Annotated in this window: 22 protein-coding genes; 13 read left to right on the forward strand and 9 right to left on the reverse strand. The window is 66.5% G+C overall.

Translation table 11 applies throughout. The features are described from left to right. Positions 1-152 precede the first annotated feature (152 nt). Positions 153-326, forward strand: a complete 174-nt coding sequence (locus ACQR1X_RS15945) for a DUF1328 domain-containing protein (RefSeq protein WP_009031962.1) — start codon at positions 153-155, stop codon at positions 324-326. An 80-nt stretch (positions 327-406) separates the two neighbouring features. Here ACQR1X_RS15945 and ACQR1X_RS15950 read toward each other — a convergent pair whose 3' ends face one another. After that, complete coding sequence (locus ACQR1X_RS15950; protein WP_316183081.1) at positions 407-772, reverse strand: DUF427 domain-containing protein; 366 nt, start codon at positions 770-772, stop codon at positions 407-409. A 255-nt stretch (positions 773-1,027) separates the two neighbouring features. On the opposite strand from ACQR1X_RS15950, the gene ACQR1X_RS15955 reads away from it, so the two are divergent. Then, positions 1,028-1,267 carry a BolA family protein gene (locus tag ACQR1X_RS15955; RefSeq protein ID WP_315714834.1) on the forward strand — a complete coding sequence of 80 codons (240 nt, stop codon included), beginning with the start codon at positions 1,028-1,030 and terminating at the stop codon, positions 1,265-1,267. Between the two features lie 38 nt (positions 1,268-1,305). After that, the gene (locus ACQR1X_RS15960) at positions 1,306-2,508 is read left to right on the forward strand and encodes a low temperature requirement protein A (protein ID WP_315801200.1); all 1,203 of its coding nucleotides are present in this window, start codon (positions 1,306-1,308) and stop codon (positions 2,506-2,508) included. Here ACQR1X_RS15960 and egtD read toward each other — a convergent pair. Together egtD and egtB are read right to left on the reverse strand one after the other, a co-directional pair. Beyond that, positions 2,484-3,455, reverse strand: coding sequence for an L-histidine N(alpha)-methyltransferase (gene egtD, locus ACQR1X_RS15965; RefSeq protein WP_315801199.1), 972 nt, complete (start codon positions 3,453-3,455; stop codon positions 2,484-2,486). The genes ACQR1X_RS15960 and egtD overlap by 25 nt on opposite strands. A 54-nt stretch (positions 3,456-3,509) precedes the next feature. Further along, the gene (gene egtB, locus ACQR1X_RS15970) at positions 3,510-4,760 is read right to left on the reverse strand and encodes an ergothioneine biosynthesis protein EgtB (RefSeq protein WP_315801198.1); all 1,251 of its coding nucleotides are present in this window, start codon (positions 4,758-4,760) and stop codon (positions 3,510-3,512) included. Between the two features lie 305 nt (positions 4,761-5,065). On the opposite strand from egtB, the gene grxD reads away from it, so the two are divergent. Beyond that, complete coding sequence (grxD, locus tag ACQR1X_RS15975; RefSeq protein ID WP_006609190.1) at positions 5,066-5,404, forward strand: Grx4 family monothiol glutaredoxin; 339 nt, start codon at positions 5,066-5,068, stop codon at positions 5,402-5,404. Next, a complete protein-coding gene (locus ACQR1X_RS15980) occupies positions 5,401-5,970 on the forward strand; it encodes an O-acetyl-ADP-ribose deacetylase (protein WP_315801381.1) in 570 nt (189 codons plus the stop codon). Before grxD ends, ACQR1X_RS15980 begins: the two co-directional genes overlap by 4 nt. A gap of 52 nt (positions 5,971-6,022) precedes the next feature. On the opposite strand, the gene ACQR1X_RS15985 is transcribed toward ACQR1X_RS15980, so the two are convergent. The 6 genes from ACQR1X_RS15985 to murI all read right to left on the reverse strand — a co-directional run bounded on the left by ACQR1X_RS15985 (position 6,023) and on the right by murI (position 11,384). Further along, positions 6,023-7,090: a threonine aldolase family protein gene (locus ACQR1X_RS15985; protein WP_315801197.1), complete on the reverse strand. Its 1,068-nt coding sequence runs from the start codon at positions 7,088-7,090 to the stop codon at positions 6,023-6,025. 77 nt (positions 7,091-7,167) lie between these two features. Then, positions 7,168-7,722 (reverse strand): hypothetical protein, encoded by a 555-nt coding sequence (locus ACQR1X_RS15990; protein WP_315801196.1) that lies wholly within the window; start codon positions 7,720-7,722, stop codon positions 7,168-7,170. A gap of 200 nt (positions 7,723-7,922) precedes the next feature. Continuing rightward, positions 7,923-8,540, reverse strand: coding sequence for a 30S ribosomal protein S4 (gene rpsD, locus ACQR1X_RS15995; protein WP_315801195.1), 618 nt, complete (start codon positions 8,538-8,540; stop codon positions 7,923-7,925). A 217-nt stretch (positions 8,541-8,757) separates the two neighbouring features. After that, positions 8,758-9,582 carry an acyltransferase gene (locus tag ACQR1X_RS16000; RefSeq protein WP_315801194.1) on the reverse strand — a complete coding sequence of 275 codons (825 nt, stop codon included), beginning with the start codon at positions 9,580-9,582 and terminating at the stop codon, positions 8,758-8,760. 218 nt (positions 9,583-9,800) lie between these two features. Further along, the gene (locus ACQR1X_RS16005) at positions 9,801-10,574 is read right to left on the reverse strand and encodes an HpcH/HpaI aldolase family protein (RefSeq protein WP_315801193.1); all 774 of its coding nucleotides are present in this window, start codon (positions 10,572-10,574) and stop codon (positions 9,801-9,803) included. A 12-nt stretch (positions 10,575-10,586) separates the two neighbouring features. Beyond that, positions 10,587-11,384, reverse strand: coding sequence for a glutamate racemase (gene murI, locus ACQR1X_RS16010; protein WP_315801192.1), 798 nt, complete (start codon positions 11,382-11,384; stop codon positions 10,587-10,589). A gap of 1,014 nt (positions 11,385-12,398) precedes the next feature. Between murI and ACQR1X_RS16015 the strand changes: the two genes are divergently transcribed. The 8 genes from ACQR1X_RS16015 to ACQR1X_RS16050 all read left to right on the forward strand — a co-directional run bounded on the left by ACQR1X_RS16015 (position 12,399) and on the right by ACQR1X_RS16050 (position 19,159). Continuing rightward, on the forward strand, positions 12,399-12,728 hold the full coding sequence (locus tag ACQR1X_RS16015) for an ArsR/SmtB family transcription factor (protein WP_315801191.1): 330 nt from the start codon (positions 12,399-12,401) through the stop codon (positions 12,726-12,728). Beyond that, positions 12,725-13,204: an SRPBCC family protein gene (locus ACQR1X_RS16020; RefSeq protein ID WP_315801190.1), complete on the forward strand. Its 480-nt coding sequence runs from the start codon at positions 12,725-12,727 to the stop codon at positions 13,202-13,204. The genes ACQR1X_RS16015 and ACQR1X_RS16020 overlap by 4 nt, the downstream gene beginning before the upstream one ends. Positions 13,205-13,214: 10 nt before the next feature. After that, on the forward strand, positions 13,215-13,628 hold the full coding sequence (locus ACQR1X_RS16025) for a GFA family protein (RefSeq protein ID WP_315801189.1): 414 nt from the start codon (positions 13,215-13,217) through the stop codon (positions 13,626-13,628). A gap of 339 nt (positions 13,629-13,967) precedes the next feature. After that, positions 13,968-14,372: a thiol-disulfide oxidoreductase DCC family protein gene (locus ACQR1X_RS16030; protein ID WP_315801188.1), complete on the forward strand. Its 405-nt coding sequence runs from the start codon at positions 13,968-13,970 to the stop codon at positions 14,370-14,372. A gap of 20 nt (positions 14,373-14,392) precedes the next feature. Further along, a complete protein-coding gene (locus tag ACQR1X_RS16035; RefSeq protein ID WP_315801380.1) occupies positions 14,393-14,671 on the forward strand; it encodes a hypothetical protein in 279 nt (92 codons plus the stop codon). A 164-nt stretch (positions 14,672-14,835) separates the two neighbouring features. Continuing rightward, positions 14,836-15,597, forward strand: a complete 762-nt coding sequence (locus ACQR1X_RS16040; protein ID WP_315801187.1) for an ABC transporter ATP-binding protein — start codon at positions 14,836-14,838, stop codon at positions 15,595-15,597. Then, a complete protein-coding gene (locus tag ACQR1X_RS16045) occupies positions 15,591-17,957 on the forward strand; it encodes an ABC transporter permease (protein ID WP_434899192.1) in 2,367 nt (788 codons plus the stop codon). Before ACQR1X_RS16040 ends, ACQR1X_RS16045 begins: the two co-directional genes overlap by 7 nt. Positions 17,958-17,959: 2 nt before the next feature. Beyond that, entirely contained in the window at positions 17,960-19,159 is a 1,200-nt protein-coding gene (locus ACQR1X_RS16050; protein WP_316215938.1) for an efflux RND transporter periplasmic adaptor subunit, read from the forward strand.

A 19,159-nucleotide genomic window follows, 5' to 3' on the forward strand; every position in this document is an offset into this window, starting at 1 on the left:
CTTACGAACCGACGACCTATGAAGTTACGGCCGGGACGGTCGTGGGTTGCGCATTTCTTCGGCGCCGGGACCGATGGCCGAAGGAACCGGTTCCCCGCCTCATCGTTAGTGAGGCGCCGCGCCGGCACGGCGCAGAACCGGAGGACCATACCGTGACACTTCTCAAATGGGCGCTGCTGTTCTTCGTGATCTCGGTGGTGGCCGGTATTCTCGGCTTCACCGGCATCTCGGCAGCTTCCGCCGACATTGCGCGGATCCTGTTCTATATCTTCCTGGTGATCTTCCTCGTGCTCCTGATTCTCGGGCTTACGATTTTCAGAGTGTAGCACGCCATCAGGTCAGTGATCGAAACAACCGCCGCGCCGGTATCGCCTCGCGCCCGCCGCGCGGCGGGCTGTCACCGGGTTCAATCAGCTGCGACCTCCTCGATCCGCACCTTGTCCGGATAGAACGCCAGGTGGCCCGAGATCTCGGTCATCGCCGGGAAGGGCGCCTCGTAGCTCCAGATCGCATTGTCCAATGTCTTGCCGTTGGCGACGACGCTGAAATAGCTCGCATCCCCCTTGTACGGACAATGGGTGACACGATCAGTCTTCTGCAAGGCCGCCATGTTGGCGTCGGCCCGCGGCACGTATTGAACCGCGGGGTAGCTCGCTTCCTTCAGCGTCAACGCGCGGGTCGTGTCGGCAATCACGACGCCGTCGGCGATCACCCGTACGCGTTTTGGGTTGGGGGTGACGGTGATCGGATGATCCGGTCCTGGAAGCTTCATGTCGTCGTCCTCCCGATTCGGCCTTTTGGGTGCGTCACCCAGTCCGACGTATCTCGTCTGATCCCGGTATATAGTGGTTCCGCGCGTGACCTCGAAAGCGGTTCGCGCTAGATTTCACTATCACGGTCCCGCGAGAATGCCTTGATTCGCCGTGCTCGGCGGGCCACTGATGGGAGCTGCAGCCAAGCCGCGGGCCCTGCGGGCTACATCGTCTACGGGATGCGGCGCCGGCCCGACACAAGGAGATGCACCGGGATGCCCATGGATGCCCACGATATCGAGCAGATGATCAAGTCTGCCATCCCTGACGCCCAGGTGACGATTCGCGATCTCGCTGGCGACGGCGACCACTACGCCGCGACGGTGATCTCGGAATCGTTCCGCGGCAAATCCCGCGTGCAGCAGCACCAGCTCGTCTATCAATCGCTGCGCGGCCAGATGGGTGACGTGCTGCATGCTCTGGCGCTGCAGACCGGGGTGCCGGACCAGCGCTGACCATTCAGGGGCAGATCGCGCAGCACGCATCCGGGGAGATGGCGGTGGACAATCCGCGTGGTGCGCTGTTTCGCGTCATCGAGCCGAACCGGCACAGCCGGGTCACGTTCGTCGAGCTGTTCTTCGATCTCGTCTTCGTCTACGCGGTCACGCAGATCTCGCACTATCTGATCGGCCATTTCTCGCCGCTCGGCGCCGCCCAGACGGCCGTTCTGTTTCTCGCGGTCTGGTGGGTGTGGGTCTACACCGCCTGGGTGACCAACTGGCTCGATCCCGAGAAGGCGCTCGTCCGAGGTCTCTTGTTCGCGCTGATGCTGGCGGGCCTCGTTCTGTCGATGTCGATCCCGCGGGCGTTCGAGGACCGCGGCCTGTGGTTCGCCATGGCCTACGCCGCCATGCAGGTCGGCCGGACCGCGTTCTGGCTGACCGCGACGCCGCCGCAGCGATTGGCCGTCCGTCGCAACGCCGCCCGCATTCTCTCCTGGCTCAGTGCCTCCGCAGTGCTCTGGCTGCTCGGCGGCCTTGCCGAGGGCCCGGCGCGGATGGGGCTATGGGGGGCGGCGCTCACCCTGGAATATGTGTCGCCGGCCGTCCGCTTCTGGGTCCCCGGGCTGGGTGCATCCACCGTCGAGGACTGGATGGTCGAAGGCGGCCACATGGCGGAGCGCTGTGCGCTGTTCATCATCATCGCGCTCGGCGAATCCATCGTCGTCACCGGCGCGACCTTTGCCGAGCTCGACTGGACCGGAGCCAACATTGCCGCCTTTGCCAGTGCCTTCATCGGCACGGTGGCGATGTGGGCGGTGTATTTCAACCGCGGCGCTGAGGCGGGATCGGAGGTGATTTCGCAGTCGGCGCAATCCGGGCTGATGGCGCGCTCGGCCTACACCTACCTGCACATGCCGATCGTCGCCGGCATCATCGTTTCGGCGGTATCGGACGAGATCATCCTGAAGCACCCCCTCGGGCATACCGGCCTGAATACGGCGGCGACAACGATCGGCGGTCCGTTCGTGTTTCTGCTCGGGACCATCCTCTTCAAGTTCAACATCCGCGGCTTCCTGCAGCTGTCGCACGGCGCTGGCCTGCTGGCGCTGATCGGGCTCGGCTGGTTCGCGACCGAACTGTCGCCGCTCGTGCTATCAGCGCTGACGAGCGCGCTGCTGGCGATCGTCGCGCTGTGGGAGACGCTGTCGCTGCGGTCGAAGCCGGAGCCTCACGCCTCGGCGACGAGCGCCTGAACCGAGAACATTTTTTCCGCATCCGTCCACACGGTCTGGACTTTCCAGCCGGAGCCGCGGGCCAGCGCGCCGAAGCGCTCGATGCTGTATTTATAGCTGTTCTCGGTGTGGATGCTCTCGCCGGCCCGGAACGAGAGAGTGGTGCCGAGCAGCCGCACGGTTTGCGGCTTTCGTGCCACCAGATGCATCTCGATGCGGTGCTGCTCGCGATTGTAGATCGCGCGGTGAACGAAGGCGGACAGGTCGAAATTGCCGCCGAGCTCCCGGTTGATCCGCAACAGCAGATTGAGATTGAAACGCGCGGTCACGCCGGCGGCGTCGTTGTAGGCGGCATGCAGGACGCGCTCGTCCTTCTCCAGGTCGACCCCGACGATCATCAGCGCGCCGGTCCCCAGGATCTCGCGTGCCGAGCGCAGGAACCGGCACGCCTCATGCGGCTCGAAATTGCCGATCGTCGATCCCGGAAAGAAGCCGACCTTCGGCTTGCCTTCGATGGCATCAGGCAGTTTGAATGCGGTGGTGAAATCCGCGATGACCGGGTGCACGGCCAGCTGCGGGAAGTCGCGGCGCAGGCTGTCGGCCTGTGCGGTCAGGAACTCGCCGGAAATATCGACCGGCACGTAGGCCGCGAAGCGGCAGCTCTCCAGCAGCAGCCGCACCTTGGTGGTGGCGCCGGCGCCGAACTCGATCAGCGCAGCATCGTCGGGAATGACCGCCGCGATCTCGGCGCCGCGATCCCTGAGGATGCCGAGCTCGGTGCGCGTCGGGTAGTACTCCGGCAGGCGCGTGATCTGCTCGAACAGGTCTGATCCGGCGGCGTCGTAGAAATATTTCGGCGATAGCTGCTTGGGCTGCTGGGTGAGGCCTGCGACTGCGTCTGTCGCAAAGGCCGACGTCTTGTCGTCGGGGAGATGGGCATCGAGCAGCGCGTTGACGTGCACGTTCATGATACTCTCCTGGACGCGCACACGCGCGACTGTCGGGCAACGAATGCTGATAGCTCAGGCGTAGTCCGCGAGCCGGAGCCCGGTGAATTGCCAGCGATGATGTGGATAGAAGAAGTTGCGATAGGTGACGCGGCTGTGGCCCGCCGGCGTCGCGAGCGATGAGCCGCGCAGCACCAGCTGATTGACCATGAACTTGCCGTTGTACTCGCCGAGCGCGCCTTCCGTGGCACGATAGCCGGGATAGGGGCTGTAGGCGCTGCGGGTCCACTGCCAGACAATGCCGAAGGCGTCGCTGAGCTGGTTGCCGCGCGCGGCGACCTCCCACTCCATCTCGGTCGGCAGATGCTTGCCGCGCCAGCGTGCGAATGCGTCGGCCTCATAGTAGCTGACGTGGCACACGGGTGCATCCGGATCGACCGGCCGCAGCCCTCCCAGCGTCATGATGCGCCATTCGCCCTCGACCTTGTACCAATGGCCGGGCGCCTGCCAGCCCTCGCGACTGGCGGCGGCGAAGCCGTCCATGAGCCAGAGCGTGGCGGTCCGGTAGCCGCCGTCATCCATGAAAGCGAGCCACTCGGCATTGGTGACGAGATTGCGCGCGATGCCCACCGGCCCGACGAGTGCGCGATGGGCTGGCTCCTCATTGTCGAAATGGTAACCATCACCGGCGTGTCCGACGGTATGGATGCCCTCGGGGAGGTGAATCCAATCCGCGCCCCGGCCTGCCGGGGCAGGAAAGGTCCAGGATGGATCATAGGCCGGGGCCGTCGGGTTCTGCGCGAATGCGTGCAGGATGTCGGTCAGCATCAGCTCCTGGTGCTGCTGCTCGTGATTGAGGCCGACCTCCACCAGCGGCGCCACAGCGGCCAATGTGGCAGGCTCGGCGCTGCCCAGGAAGTCCGCCATCGCCGCGTCGACGTGTTGCCGATATGCCGTGATGTCGGCCACGCCCGGCCGGGTGATCAGGCCGCGCTCGCCCCGCGTGTGGCGCGGGCCGGCACTGACGTAATAGGAATTGAACAGGAACGCGTAATCGGCGTGAAAAGGGATATATCCCCGGCAGTGCTCGCCCAGCACGAACTGCTCGAAAAACCAGGTCGTATGGGCGCGATGCCATTTGGCCGGACTGGCGTCCGGCATCGACTGGATGACCTGATCTTCCGGGCTCAGCGGCGCCGCACGCCGCTCGGTCTCGCCCCGAACGGCGAGGTACGCCTCGGTCAGGCGCCCGGCGAGGGAGCCGGACCCGGTCTGAAGCGTATCAGTGTCGGGGATGGAGGCCGTAGCGGAGGCAGAACTGGTCACGAGGGTCTCCGTTTGCCAGCAGAAAACGATGTTCGACGGAACAAGTTCCTTTCGACAGTTCGTCCTAAATAGGGGCTTGGTTACGGGATGAAACCCTCGTGGCGGCTATAATATTGCTGCCGTCAGCCTATGGTCCGGCCGGGGGGCCTGGGTCGCGGGCCGATCCTCGGCATTTTACTTTGGCTGAACAACGGTTTGCGCTACATATAGAAGAGTGGCGATCGGCTGCGGGCGAAATCCGTCCGATGGCGATCAGCGCGGACCGAGCCCCAGGCGTTCCTTGAGGCGCCCTAGAGGAAGCGAAGATGAGCATTGAGCAATTCATTGACAATGAAGTGAAGTCGAACGACGTCGTCCTGTTCATGAAGGGGACGCCGCAGTTTCCGCAGTGCGGATTTTCGGGCCAGGTCGTGCAGATCCTGGACCACGTCGGCGTCGGCTATAAGGGCCTCAACGTTCTCGAATCCGCCGAGCTGCGCAACGGCATCAAGACGTTCTCGAACTGGCCGACGATTCCGCAGCTCTATGTGAAGGGCGAGTTCGTCGGCGGCTGCGACATCGTCCGCGAGATGTTCCAGAGCGGCGAGCTGCAGCAGCTGTTCACCGACAAGGGCATCCCGGTCGGCACGGCGGCCTCCGCCTGAGCTATCCGGTCCGAAAGATCGGCACGACCCGATTCGAGGTCGTCGTCACCGACATCACCAAGCTCGGCGTTGACGCCATCGTCAACGCCGCGAACACGTCTCTGCTCGGCGGTGGTGGCGTCGACGGCGCGATCCACCGTGCGGCGGGACCCGACCTCGTCATGGAATGCCGCATGCTCCATGGCTGCAAGACTGGCGAGGCCAAGATCACCAAGGGCTACCGGTTGCCCGCCCGTCATGTGATCCACACGGTCGGCCCGGTCTGGCAGGGCGGCGACCGCGGTGAGCCGGAGCTGCTGGCCTCGTGCTACCGCCGCTCGATTGAGCTGTGTCACAACCACCTGCTGTGTTCCGTCGCCTTTCCCGCAATCTCGACCGGCATCTTTCGCTTTCCCGCTGATCGCGCCGCCTCGATTGCGGTCGCCACTACGATCGAGGCCATCAGCGGCGAAACCTCGCTGTCGCAGATCGTGTTCTGCTGCTTCTCCGAGGCGAGCGCCGAGCTGCACGACGAGGCGTTGAGTAAGGCGATCGAGAGCCGCGCTCGCAAGGGGGCGCCGCGATAACGGCGGCCGCCTGTGTGGCCGGCTGGTTTACGCAGCCCTCGCGTCATGATCGTCATGCGCCGCGCACGATCTCCCTGACATGGCCGATCGCTTCCTCAATCATAGCGGCTGACACGTCGAGATGCGTGCAGGCACGGATGCGGCCGTCCATCATCGCCAGCAGCACACCGCGCTTGCGTAGTTCACTCACCATCTTGTCGCCTGACACGCCGGCGCCGTCGGGCTTGAAGAACACCAGATTGGTCTCGGGCTCCTGCACCTCGACGCCCTGGATCTGCGACAGCCCGCGCGCCAGCGCCCGCGCATTGGCGTGATCCTCGGCGAGCCGGCCGACGTGATGATCGAGCGCGTAGATGCAGGCCGCCGCGACGACGCCGGCCTGGCGCATCGCGCCGCCGAGCCGCTGCTTCCAGCGCCAGACCTCGTCGATGAAGGCGGCGCTGCCGGCGAGCACGCCGCCGATCGGCGCGCCCAGTCCCTTGGAGAAATCGATCCAGGCCGAGTCCCAGCCCGCGGTCATCTCTGCCGCGGGAATGCCGGTGGCGACGGTCGCGTTGAGCAGCCGCGCGCCGTCCATATGCGTCGCCATTGCATTCGCCTTGGCGATCTCGACGATCTCGTCGAGATCAGCCTTCTTCCAGATCGTGCCGCCGCCGATATTGGCGGTCTGCTCGACGCTGACCACGGTCTGCGGCGGCTGGTAGCGGCTGCGCGGATGCAGCGCGGCGCGAAAGGTCTCCGGTGTGAACTGCCCGTCGGGGCCCTTCAGCTGCGTCACCTGGAAACCACCGAGCGCCGCATGCGCGCCGCCCTCGCGCGAGATGATGTGCGCGGTCTCGTGCGCCAGGATCTCGTCGCCCGGCCGGCAATGCACCAGCGTCGCCGCGACATTGCACATCGTGCCCGACGGCATCAGCACCGCCGCCTCCTTGCCGAGCAGCGCGGCGACGCGGGCGGTGAGCGCGTGCACGGTCGGGTCGTCGCCGATCTGCTCGTCGCCGACCTCGGCCCGCGCCATCGCCTCGCGCATCGCCGGCGTCGGGCGGGTCTGCGTGTCCGACAACAGATTGACGCGCACGGGCGGCGCCTTGGGATCGCGCGGGGGCGGGGTGTAATACATCGGCAGTCCTCGTTCGCTTATCACGACCCGACCTTACCCAACTCGTACCGCTCCCGCAAAACGCTCCTCCTCGCGAGCTACGCCGCGCGCGGCGGATTGAGCCAGATGTCCGGCCGCCGCAGAGGCCTGCTCTCGATCGGCTCGGCGACCAGCGGCGGCGCCGCGGTGCAGTCGAACACCCAGGGTTCGAGCGGGCTCTGCCGAGACGGTGAAAGCAGCAGCACGGCGCCCGGCCGCTGCCGCTTGACGTTCCAGCCCATGTTCACCGCGGCCCAGCCCACCAGCATGGTGTGCCATTCGTCGGTGAGCTCGCGCGAATCGTCGAAACAATGGAGGAGCTCGAGCGCGTAGGGATCATGGCGAAGCTGCGCATCGGCAAAGGTGAGCCCGGTCCCGACATGGCGGATCACATGGGCTGTCGCATCGGACTGGACGTGCCAGCAGGAGCGTTCGAGCAGGTCGAAGACCGTCGAGGGATAGAGGCCGTCGTTGAACCGGTAGCGGACGCCGGAGGTCCGTGCGCGTAACGGTGGAGCGCTGAGCGGCGGCGCCCGCAACGGCGGCAGAGGCGGAGCACCGACCGCATCGGTCGGCAACGCACCAAAGATGATATTGCGCCTGTTGAACTCCATGGCGAACGCCCCGCTACTTTACAACTGCAGACAGTGAATCACGGGACGGATTCCCTGTCAGCCCAGGTTGGGGCGAATTCGTGGCAAGTGTGGCATTCGGGAATCGGTTCGCCGCATCCGAAACCCCAAAAAGCAAAGGCCCCGGCGCGTGCCAGGGCCTTCGGATTATCAGATGGTGCCGGACCGCGGTCCGGTCAAGATCAGCGCGAGTAGAACTCGACGATCAGATGCGGCTCCATCTGCACCGCGAACGGCACGTCCGACAGCGCCGGGATGCGGATGAACTTCGCGGTCATCTTGCCGTGATCGGCCTCGATGTAGTCGGGCACGTCACGCTCGGCGAGCTGGCTCGCTTCCAGCACCACGGCGAGCTGCTTCGAGGCTTCCTTGACCTCGATCACGTCGCCCGGCTTGACCTGGTAGCTCGCGATGTTGACCTTGCGGCCGTTCACCTTGATGTGGCCGTGGTTGATGAACTGGCGCGCGGCGAACATGGTCGACACGAACTTGGCGCGGAACACGACGGTGTCGAGACGGCGCTCGAGAATGCCGATCAGGTTCTCGCCGGTGTCGCCCTTGAGACGGCCGGCCTCGACATAGATGCCGTGGAACTGGCGCTCGGAGATGTTGGCGTAGTAGCCCTTCAGCTTCTGCTTGGCGCGCAGCTGCACGCCGAAATCGGACAGCTTGCCCTTGCGGCGCTGGCCGTGCTGGCCGGGGCCGTATTCCCTGCGGTTGACGGGGCTCTTCGGGCGGCCCCAGATGTTCTGGCCCATGCGGCGATCGATCTTGTACTTCGCCTCACTGCGCTTAGTCATCGCGTCCTCTTCAAGTCTTTCGTTCGGGTTTGAGGAAACGCGCCCTCCTGTGTGTCCGGGAAATCCGGTCCACCGACAGACCCCTCCCCAAAGCATGAAGGGAGAAGGCCACGGGTCGCGAAACGCAACGCGGGCCGAAAGCGGCCCGCGAGCAGGGGGTTCTTAGGCGAGAAACTGCCGGCTTGTCAAACCGCAACGGCCGCTTTTGCCGGCAAAATCACCCTTTCGGCCCCTTCAGGACGGTCATTTTCCGCCGCCCCGCCTCGCATCCCAGGTCGGCTTCCGCCGGACTGCGCCCGGGAACCGGGCAGGCCCTCAGCTCGGCTGCGATCTCGCCATTCAGCACCTGCTCGAGTCGGATCGCGGTCCGGGCGATCATGGCGCCGTCGGTAACCCGGTGGTCCCAGCGGATCAGGATGGGAATCGTCTGGTCGGGCTGGACGACGTCGTAATTGATGATGAACGGTCCCGGGCTCAGGGCGTGCAACTGGCCGCCTCCGCAGGCGGCGATGCTGGTGACGGAGAAATTGCCGAACCAGTTGGCGCGCTGGCGGCCGAAATTCAGCCCGACCCACCAGGCGAACCGGCGCAGCGGCAGCGGCAGCCGGGTCGCGCGCATGATCTTGCGGAACATGGCGACGTCGTCGACCGGCGCCTCCTTGCCCTGGCGGATCAGGGCGTCGATCTCGGCCAGCGACATGGCCTCAGGCCCGGAGACGCGCTGCGGCAGCACGCAATCCTCGCCATTCTCGACCCGGGCAATGGTGACGGTGGCGACGCTGCGCGGCAGCTCGTAAAGGCAGCGCCGCGGCCACCCGGTGTAGAGCGTGCGCAGGACCGGCTCGTCACGGGCGACCAGGGCGAACGCCTTGACGAAGATCGCGGCGAAACCGGGCGGGTGGACGGCCGCGGCGCGGGCCTCCAGCAGCGGACCGATCTGGATCGTCCGGGCCAGCGACACGAACGGCACGCCGCGCGAGGCATGCATCAGATCGATGATCAGACGGCGGTGCAGCGAAATCGGCCTGGTCGTTCCGCGCATCCTGAACCTGTCGCTCCCGTTTGTTGTGCTTGGCCTGATCCGGCTCCCCCGGCGGCGGCTGCTGTTAACACCGCAGGCCGGGTTACGGAAGCGCCGCTCTAGGGCGCCGGTGCGGCCAGCGGCCCGAACATGGCCAGCGACGTGCCCAAAATCGTCTTCTTCGTCATGGGCTTCTCCCCCAATCCTGTTTTTCGTTTGGAACGTGAAGCGGCCCTGAATCAGCGCTTGATCCCCTCGAAGCTTGCGGCAATGCCGCGCTGGAACAGGGACCAGTCGAAGCCCAGCGCCAGCGCCAGGTAGCCGCGCGCGATCATCGCATTGGCCTGCTCGGCGTTGCGCGCCGCCCCGCCGATCGGCACGCCTGACTTGATGATCCCGGCCTCGGCGCGCGCGATCAAGGATTTCACTGCGGGATCATCGAGCTGGCCGCGCTTGTTGATCGAGGTGGCCAAGTCGCCGGGGCCGATCACCGCGATGTCGATGCCGGGCGTGGCCATGATCTCGTCGATGCGCTCGACCGCCTCGACATGCTCGATCGTCACCATGCAGATCATGTCGTCATCGGCCGTCGCCATGTAATCGGCCATCGACACGTTCCAGTGGAACGGCGCGTGGAACGGACCCCACAGGCGGTCGCCGCGGGGTGGGTAGCGCACGCTGCGCACCGCCTTCTCGGCGTCCGCTCGGCTCGAAATCATCGGGAAGTTGATGCCGAGCGCGCCGAGGTCCATCGGCGCCTTCGCCAGATGCGGCTCGTTGGCGGCGATCCGCACCAGCGGCACGCAGGGCGTGCCCGCGGTGGCGGTGATCATCGCGTGCGCGGTGGAGAGATCGATCGGCCCATGCTCGAGGTCGACGATGATCCAGTCGAGCTGTTGCGCCATGATGCGCACGGTCTGGATGCTCGGGATGGTGGCGATGGCGCCGAACGTCGGCCGCTTGTCGCGCCAGGCCTGCTTGAGGCGGTTGAGCGGTTGGGGCGGTGCGGACATCGGCGGTCTCCGTCAGGCCGGGACGCGGCCGCCGAAATAGGGCGTGAGCGCGCGGCCGAGCTGATGTGGCTTGTTCGAGGTGAAGATCATGGTGGCGCCGCCATCGTCGGCGTCGCCAGCCGGGGGGCCCAGCAGGTCGACGACGCGGCGCGCGATCGCCGGTGCCGGATCGATCCAGGTGACGGGCCAGGGCGCCAGGCGTTCGAGCCGGTCGAGCAGCAGCGGATAATGCGTGCAAGCGAGCACGACCGTGTCGGTTCGATCAGCGGGATCGGCGGCGTCGCCCACGAAGCAGGGTGCGATCTCGGCGGCGATGGCCGCGTCGCTGACCTGCGTTCCGCTGAGCGCGGCCTCCGCCAGTGACGCAAGCTCCGGCGAGCCGACCAGGGTGACGTTGCAGCCTTGCGCAAAATCGCGGATCAGCGCGTGGGTGTATTCGCGCTGCACGGTCGCCTTGGTGCCGAGCACGGAGACGCGCCTGGTCTTTGACTGCGCGCAGGCCGGCTTGATCGCCGGCACGGTGCCGACGAAGGGCGTCGGGTAGGCGGCCCGCAGCGGCGCCAGCGTCTGCACGGAGGCGGTGTTGCAGGCGATCACGACGAGGTCGGGCCGGTGCGCGGCGATCAGCTCGCCCATCAGCGGCACCACGCGGGCGACCAGCGCCTGCTCGCTGTGATGGCCGTAGGGAAAGAAGGCGTCGTCGGCGACATAGACGTAGTGGGCGTCAGGCCGCGCCCGCACCACCTCGCGAAGCACGGACAGGCCGCCGAGGCCGGAGTCGAACACGAGAATCGTAGGGCGATGGGTCACGCGGCGAGTGTACCGGAATGGGAGGGGCGATTCAGTCGGTTTTTCTGCGGGGTTTGGCGGCAGTGAGGCGCTTGGGTGTGTTCCAGCGGCAGAAGGGAAGGTTCAAAAACGCGCATGTGGGCCAAGCTGGCCATCCAGAAACCGATGTCCTCCCGGCGAACGCCGGGATCCATGACCACCGGCGGAAATTGGCGCCAAGGCCGTCCGCTCCAGCGTGCCTCAAACAACCGCCGCGGCGTAGGGGTCCCGGGTCGGCGCCGCGCCAACGCTTGCGCGTTGCCGCAGCTTGCCGGACGACAGCGGAAATGAAAGCGACATTGCGAGCGCAGTGTTCAGCCCGGAGACGTCGCTGACGGGTGTTCGGGGACATAGTTGACAGTTGTGGGGTCGCGCAGATCAATCGCTGCGCTCCTCGCAAGGACGGCGGTGAGACATGGGCAAAACATGCATTCTCATTCTCGCACCCGCTTTCGCGTCCGAGTGTTGCTCATCTGGTCGCCCTCCTAACAATGAGGGCGCGGGAAAGGCCGGGTGCCGGTCGCACCCATGGCCCGCCTGCGAAAAAAATGCAGGCGGCAGGAACCACAGGTACGGGCCGGATCATCCCGGCCTTCCCCGCGCAATGGTTTGAACGGCTTATACGTGATCTCCCCGGGGATCGGCTTTCTTGCCCCCGTCGCCAGCGCGCTCGTCGAACTTGCAGCGCCAGCTTGGCATCAGCACCGGGATGCCAGGACCACACGACTTCGCCGTACGCATCGGATCGTTCGTCGGCATGATCGCTCACGCTGCAACCCGACACGCCCACCGCATCCCGCACCCAACGCTCGTGACGATCGCGATGCGCCCCTCAATCGGGGCGGGACGCGATACCATAGCATTGAATTCTGAAAAACGGAAGATAAAAATTCGGATTTTCTGGCGGCGCCGTCCAGCGGGAGCATACGAGCCGCGATTGGCGTCACGTATAATATTAGTGTTGACTAATTGATTAGTGGTTGCTATTGCTTCCGCATGATCCAGTCTGAACCCATCACGGCCGTCATGCGCGCGCTGGCCGATCCCACCCGGCGCGCGGTGTTCGAGCGCATCGTCGCGGCCGACGAGATCACCGTCGTCGAGCTCACGCGCGGCAGCACCGTCACGCAGGGCGCCATCTCGCAGCATCTGAAATCCCTGAAGCAGGCCGGCCTGGTCTGCGAGCGCCCCGAGGGCCGCAAGGTCTATTACCGCGCCGAGCCACGCGGCCTGGAGCCGCTGGCCGACTGGATGAGCCATTACGGCGTGTTCTGGCGCGACCGCTTCGCCAATCTGAAAAAACTGCTGAAGGACATCGATCCATGAACCAGGCCGTGAACGCGGACACGCAGGCCATTGTCGTCGAGGACATCTTCCCGCATGCGCCGGAGGTCATCTGGAAAGCCCTGACCAATGGCGAGCTGATCGGCCGCTGGCTGATGGCGCCCAAGGGTTTTGAGCCCGTCATCGGCAATCGCTTCACCTTTCAGACCACGCCGGCGGGCCAATGGGACGGCACCATCCACTGCGAGGTGCTGGAGGTCGTGCCGAACGAGCGGCTGTCCTACGCGTGGAGGGGCGGCCATGACAGCAATGTCGGCTACGGCGCGAAGCTGGAGACGGTGGTCACCTTCAGCCTGTCCAGAGCGGACACGGGCACGCGCCTTCGCCTCGTGCATTCCGGCTTCGTGCTGCCGGCCAACGAGACGGCGTATCGCAAGATGGGCGAGGGCTGGAAGACCGTCGTCAAGAAGCTCGATCAGGTCGCCGCCGAGCAGGCGTCACCGCAGCGGTCGCACTGAGGAGAGCAACATGACCAATTCCTATGTCGGGGGCTGCGCCTGCGGGGCGGTGCGTTACGAGATCAAGGGCGAGCCGGCGGTCATGCTGGATTGCCAATGCCGGCAATGCCAGCGCGACAGCGGCACCGGCCATCAGTCGCACCTGACCTTCGTCGCGGCGGAGGTGAAGGTCGACGGCGAGGTGTCGCATTTCCAGACCATCGGCGATGGCGGTACGGTGAAGCGGCGGGCGTTCTGCCAGACCTGCGGCTCGTCGATGCACCTGACGTTTCCGGCGATGCCCGATGTGTTCATCGTCACGCCCGCAAGCCTCGACGATCCCAGCCGCTACCGGCCGCAACTGGTGTCGTGGACCGCCGCCGGACATCCCTGGGATCACCTCGATCCGGCGCTGCCGAAATTCGAGAAGATGCCGCCGCGGTGAGTGGGGCGCCGCGGCGACGGGGCTGGATTGCCACCGCAAAGCTCTCGTCAACTGCGCTTGAGGTGTTGCGCGGATCGTTTCCGAATCGTCATGGCCGGGCCTGTCCCGGCCATCCACGTCGTCCTGCGCGCTCCGAACGACGTGGATGCCCGGGACAAGCCCGGGCATGACGGAGTAACAAATGGACGGTCGTTATGGCCGCCTGGTCCATTCTTCAAATGCGATAGCCTTGACTATCACCCGCTCCTCCCAATGAAATTTGACGAGCCACAGACCCGAAGCGCCGGCGCGGACGTTCAGGGCTCTGAGGTTTGAGCTGGTGTTTTGGAGGAGATCTGCATGGCGCCAGAGCCTGCACAATCGACCGTGTACTTCGATGGATCCTGTCCGCTGTGTCGAGCGGAGATCGGCTATTACGGCCGGACCGATCAGGCGGGTGCGCTGTGTTTCGTCGACGTCTCCGAACCAGGCGCGGAAACGCCGGATGGCGTGACCCAGCAACAGGCGATGGCGCGGTTTCATGTGCGTGCCAGTGACGGGCGCCTGCTCTCGGGCGCTGCGGCGTTCGTCGAGATCTGGCGCCGTCTGCCGCGTTGGTGCTGGGCGGCGCGTGTGGCCTCGATGCCGGGCGCGCTGGCGGTCCTGGAGTTCGGCTACAGGCTGTTTCTTCCCGTGCGGCCATTGATCTCGCGCGGCCTGGGCCGCATCCTGCAGCGTGGGAAGCAGGAGGGACGCGGAGCGTGACCGGGCAGGCTGGCGGCACGATGTCGCGCTTTCTCAACTGGTTCTTCCGCAATCGCGCGACCGGCGAGATCACGATCGCCCAGATGCCGAACCCGGCGCTGTGGATCGTGTTGGTGGGAAGCCTCGTGGGCTGGGCCTTGCACCCGCCGGGTCGGACGGGCGCGAATCTGGATTGTCTGGTGAAGGCCGGTCTCGTCGTCTGGGCCGTCGATGAGCTCGTGCGCGGCGTCAATCCCTGGCGCCGCTGTCTCGGGGCCGCCGTGCTGATCTACGAGGTCTCGACGTTGGGATGGACGTGAGCAGATGTGTGTGACGCGCCCCGATGATGTCGGTCGCTTGATATGCATCAACCGGCAAAGACGGCTGCTGACCGATTGTGGGCTATGAAGTCGTCCGGCCTCGATGGCATGGAGGTGTCTCGGGCGTTCTGCGTAGGCCTTCGCCGGACAGGAACTGCGGCCTCATGAGTCCGACCACGATCAACGACGCGAGCGCTGCCGCGCGTCCGGAGCATCCGGGTGCCGCACCCGTGTTTCGCGCCCGCAAGCTCTCCAAGACCTACCGCATGGGCGAGGTCGAGGTGCATGCGTTGCGCGACGTCGATCTCGACATCTACGAGGGCGAGTTCGTGGTGCTGCTCGGCCCCTCGGGATCCGGCAAGTCGACCTTGCTCAACATTCTCGGCGGGCTGGACAGCCCGACCTCGGGCGAGGCGCAGTGGCGCGATCATCAACTGGTCGGCGCCGGCGATGCCGAGCTGACGCGCTACCGGCGCGAACATGTCGGCTTCGTGTTCCAGTTCTACAACCTGATCCCGAGTCTGACGGTGCTCGAGAACGTCGCGCTGGTCACCGAGATTGCCGACAGGCCGCTCGATCCGCGCGAGGTGCTCAAGCTCGTCGGGCTCGAGCGGCGGATCGACCACTTTCCCTCGCAGCTCTCCGGAGGCGAGCAGCAGCGCGTCGCGGTGGCCCGCGCCATGGTCAAGGCGCCCGACGTGCTGTTGTGCGACGAGCCGACCGGCGCCCTGGACTACGAGACCGGGAAGGTGGTGCTCGCCGCGATCGCGCGTGCCAACGCGCAGCTCGGGACGACCACGATCATCATCACGCACAATGCGGCGATCGCCGGCATGGCCGATCGCGTGCTGCGGCTCGGCGGCGGGCGCATCGTCGGCGAGGAGCGCAATGCACGGCGGCTGTCGGCCGAGGAGGTGCATTGGTGAGCCTGCTGGACCGCAAGCTGTGGCGCGACATCGGTGCGATGCGCGGGCAGGTGATCACGATCGCGCTGCTGGTGGCGGCCGGCGTCGCGGTGTTCGCAGGCTCGGTCTCGACCTATCTGTCCCTGCGCGACGGCTGCGAGCAGTTCTATGCCGATGGCCGGTTTCCGCAGATCTTCGTCACGCTGAAGCGGGCGCCGCTGGCGCTGGTGCCGCGACTGAGCTCCATCGCCGGCGTGGTCGCGGTCGAGCCGCGCATCGTGCGCGAGGTGATCGTCGACTGGCCGGCGGCGTCGCAGCCGGTCTCGGCGCGCCTGGTGTCGCTGAGCCGCGCGGGCGACGAAGCGCTGGCGCGTTTGCATCTGCGGCGCGGCACGGCGCCCGAGCCGGGGACCGCGCGCAGCGCCGCGGTCAATGAGGCGTTTGCCGAGGCCAATGGCGTCAATCCGGGCGACGACATCCGCGTGCTGCTCAATGGCCGCGTGCAGGGCTTCCGGGTCTCCGGCATCGCCTTGTCGCCGGAATATGTCTACGCGGTGAAGCCGGGATTGCCGATCCCCGACGATCGTCTCTACGCCATCCTGTGGGTCGACCGGAGCGCGGCCGAGGCCGCCTTCGATATGAAAGGGGCGTTCAACGACGCCGTGATCGCGCTCGCCCCGGGCGTCGATCCCAAGCCCGTGATCGAGGAGCTCGACCGGCTGCTCGAGCCCTATGGCTCGATCGGCGCGATCGCGCGGCGCGACCAGCCGTCGAACCGCTTTCTCGAGGACGAGTTGAACCAGCAGAAGGTGATGTCGATCACCATCCCCATCATCTTCTTCGGTGTCGCCACATTCCTGCTCAACGGCGCGCTCGGGCGGCTGGTCGCCGCGCAGCGCGAGCAGATCGCGGCGCTGAAGGCGCTCGGCTTTCCGACGCTGCGGCTCACCTTCCATTATCTCAAGCTGATGCTGGTGATCGTGCTGATCGGATCGGCGCTCGGCATCGCCGGCGGCGTCGGCTTCGGCCATGCCATGATATCGAGCTATCAGGGATTCTTCCGTCTGCCCGAGCTGCCATTCCGGCTGGCGCCCTGGGCGGCGGTGGCCGGCGTCGCGATCAGCGTCGCGGCGGGCGCGCTCGGCGTGGTCACGGCGCTTCAGGAGGTCGTCGGCCTTGCGCCGGCAGAGGCGATGCGGCCCGCGATGCCGCTGGGGTTCCGCCGCTCCTGGATCGAGCGCATCGTGCCCGGCACGGCGTTCGGCGCGCGGCGGATGATGATGCTGCGCAACGTCGCGGGGCGGCCGTTCCGTTCGCTGTTCACCATCATCGGCATCGCCTTCGCGGTGCCGATGATGGTGCTCGGGATCTTCTGGCGCGACGCCATCGGCGAGATGATCGAGCTGCAGTTCAACCTGGTCGAGCGCGGCAACGCCACGATCACGTTCATCCATCCGATGGACCGCGCGATCCTGCGTGACCTGGCGCGCCAGCCCGGCGTGCTCGCGATCGAAGGCCAGCGCATCGTTCCGGTGCGGCTGCGGGCCGGGCATCAGAGCTACCTCACCTCGGTGATCGGACTGGCGGCCACCGACGAGCTGCGCCGGCCGCACGATTCCGCACGTCGCCCGATCGTCGCGGCGCCCGACGGCATCACCCTGACCCGGCGCCTCGCCGAGCGGCTGGCGCTGAGCGCGGGGCAGGTCGTGACGGTGGAGGCGATGGAAGGCCGCCGCCGGCGACGCGACCTGCCGGTGAGCGCCATCGTCGACGAGGCGATCGGGATGGCGTCCTACATGGATATCGACACGCTCAATCGCTTCACCGGCGAAGGCGCGGTGATCTCGGCGGCGAGCCTCCATGTCGAGCCGGCGGCGCTGGCCGCGCTCGGCGCGAGGTTCAAGAGCATGCCGAAAATCGAATCCGTCACCATGAAGGCCTACACCCTCGCATCCTTCATCGAGAAGATCGCGGGCCTCGTGTTCGTCACCGCCGCCATCCTCACCGGCTTCGCCGCGATCATCACCGTGGGCGTGGTCTACAACAGCGCCCGCATCAGCCTGCAGGAGCGCGCCTGGGAGCTCGCCAGCCTGCGCGTGCTCGGCTTCACCCGCGGCGAGGTCGCGGGCATCCTGTTCGGCGAGTTCGCGCTGGACATCGCGGTCGGGATTCCGCTCGGCCTGTTGCTGTCGCACGCCATCATCGGGCTGATCGCGCGGCTGCATTCCAGCGAGAGCTTTCAGATCCCGGGTGTGATCGCGCCGCGGACCTACCTGATCGCGACCGCGGTGGTCTTGGCCAGCGCCGCGATCAGCGCCATCATCGTTCGCAGGAGGGTGGATCGGCTCGATCTGGTCGCGGCCCTCAAGACCAGGGAATGAGCATGCCCCCCGTTTTGCGCCGCGTCGTCATCGTATCGAGCGTTCTGGCCGCGGCCGGCATCATCGCCTGGATGGTGATGCCGGGTCCGGTCCCGGTGGAGACGGCCGCGGTGACGAAAGGGCGGTTCGTTGCCACCGTCGATGACGACGGCAAGACGCGGGTGCGCCAGCGCTACGTCGTGGCGGCGCCGCTCGCCGGCCGTCTCGGGCGCATCCGCTTCAAGGCCGGCGACCAGGTCAAGGCCGACGACGTCGTCGCCACCATCACGCCGGCGCCGGCACCGCTGCTCGATCCGCGCTCCCGCCGCGAGGTCGAGGAGCAGCTCGGCGCGGCCGAAGCCAATGTCGAGCGGGCCAAGGAGGTGGTGGCGCGGGCGCAGGCGCAGAGCGCGCAGGCGAGCGCTGATCTTGCGCGCACCATGGCGCTGGCCGCCAGCGGCGCTGCGACGGCGCAGGCGCGGGAGCGCGCCGAGCTCGCGATGCGGATTGCCGAACGTGACCTGCGCGCCGCCGAATATGCCGACCATGCCGCCGAGCACGAGCTCAGTCAGCTCAGGGCGATGCTGGCGCGCTACGGGAGCAACACGGATACCGACGCGCCCGCGGATAGCTGGAACGTGACCGCACCGGTCGGCGGGCTGGTGCTGAAAGTGACCCAGGAAAGCGAAACGACGGTGCAGCCAGGCGCGGCGCTGCTCGAGCTCGGCGATCCCCGTGATCTCGAAGTGGTCATCGACGTGCTCAGCACCGACGCGGTCGAGATCCGTCCCGGCGCCGAGGTCACGATCGATCGCTGGGGCGGGGCAGGCCGCCTGTCGGGCCGGGTTCGCCGGGTCGAGCCGGCGGCCTTCACGAAGATCTCCACGCTGGGTGTCGAGGAGCAGCGCGTCAACGTGCTGATCGACATCGTCTCGCCGGCCGAGCAATGGCAGCGGCTCGGCGATGCCTATCAGCTCGATGCGCAGATCGTCGTCTTCACGCAGGAGGACGCGACCATCGTTCCGACCGGCGCGCTGTTCAAGCGCGGTGACGACTGGTCGGTGTTCGCGCTGAAGGATGGGCGCGCCGAGTTGCGCACCGTCCGGCTCATCCGGCGCTCGGGCCGGTTCGCCGCCGTGGCCGACGGCGTCGCCAGCGGCGATGTCGTGATCATCTATCCCAGCGACCGGGTCGCCGCCGGCGTCAAGGTGGCGCCGCGCTGA

Source organism: Bradyrhizobium sp. HKCCYLRH3073, assembly GCF_051167995.1.
In the GTDB taxonomy this organism is placed as follows: domain Bacteria; phylum Pseudomonadota; class Alphaproteobacteria; order Rhizobiales; family Xanthobacteraceae; genus Bradyrhizobium.

What these genes read in the sequence shown, in the direction of transcription:
- ACQR1X_RS15950 (WP_316183081.1), bottom strand. Translation starts at nt 772, where the DNA reads ATGAAGCTTCCAGGACCGGATCATCCGATCACCGTCACCCCCAACCCA.
- ACQR1X_RS15955 (WP_315714834.1), top strand. Translation starts at nt 1,028, where the DNA reads ATGCCCATGGATGCCCACGATATCGAGCAGATGATCAAGTCTGCCATC.
- ACQR1X_RS15960 (WP_315801200.1), top strand. Translation starts at nt 1,306, where the DNA reads ATGGCGGTGGACAATCCGCGTGGTGCGCTGTTTCGCGTCATCGAGCCG.
- egtD (WP_315801199.1), bottom strand. Translation starts at nt 3,455, where the DNA reads ATGAACGTGCACGTCAACGCGCTGCTCGATGCCCATCTCCCCGACGAC.
- grxD (WP_006609190.1), top strand. Translation starts at nt 5,066, where the DNA reads ATGAGCATTGAGCAATTCATTGACAATGAAGTGAAGTCGAACGACGTC.
- ACQR1X_RS15985 (WP_315801197.1), bottom strand. Translation starts at nt 7,090, where the DNA reads ATGTATTACACCCCGCCCCCGCGCGATCCCAAGGCGCCGCCCGTGCGC.
- ACQR1X_RS15990 (WP_315801196.1), bottom strand. Translation starts at nt 7,722, where the DNA reads ATGGAGTTCAACAGGCGCAATATCATCTTTGGTGCGTTGCCGACCGAT.
- rpsD (WP_315801195.1), bottom strand. Translation starts at nt 8,540, where the DNA reads ATGACTAAGCGCAGTGAGGCGAAGTACAAGATCGATCGCCGCATGGGC.
- ACQR1X_RS16000 (WP_315801194.1), bottom strand. Translation starts at nt 9,582, where the DNA reads ATGCGCGGAACGACCAGGCCGATTTCGCTGCACCGCCGTCTGATCATC.
- ACQR1X_RS16005 (WP_315801193.1), bottom strand. Translation starts at nt 10,574, where the DNA reads ATGTCCGCACCGCCCCAACCGCTCAACCGCCTCAAGCAGGCCTGGCGC.
- ACQR1X_RS16015 (WP_315801191.1), top strand. Translation starts at nt 12,399, where the DNA reads ATGATCCAGTCTGAACCCATCACGGCCGTCATGCGCGCGCTGGCCGAT.
- ACQR1X_RS16020 (WP_315801190.1), top strand. Translation starts at nt 12,725, where the DNA reads ATGAACCAGGCCGTGAACGCGGACACGCAGGCCATTGTCGTCGAGGAC.
- ACQR1X_RS16025 (WP_315801189.1), top strand. Translation starts at nt 13,215, where the DNA reads ATGACCAATTCCTATGTCGGGGGCTGCGCCTGCGGGGCGGTGCGTTAC.
- ACQR1X_RS16030 (WP_315801188.1), top strand. Translation starts at nt 13,968, where the DNA reads ATGGCGCCAGAGCCTGCACAATCGACCGTGTACTTCGATGGATCCTGT.
- ACQR1X_RS16035 (WP_315801380.1), top strand. Translation starts at nt 14,393, where the DNA reads ATGTCGCGCTTTCTCAACTGGTTCTTCCGCAATCGCGCGACCGGCGAG.
- ACQR1X_RS16040 (WP_315801187.1), top strand. Translation starts at nt 14,836, where the DNA reads ATGAGTCCGACCACGATCAACGACGCGAGCGCTGCCGCGCGTCCGGAG.
- ACQR1X_RS16050 (WP_316215938.1), top strand. Translation starts at nt 17,960, where the DNA reads ATGCCCCCCGTTTTGCGCCGCGTCGTCATCGTATCGAGCGTTCTGGCC.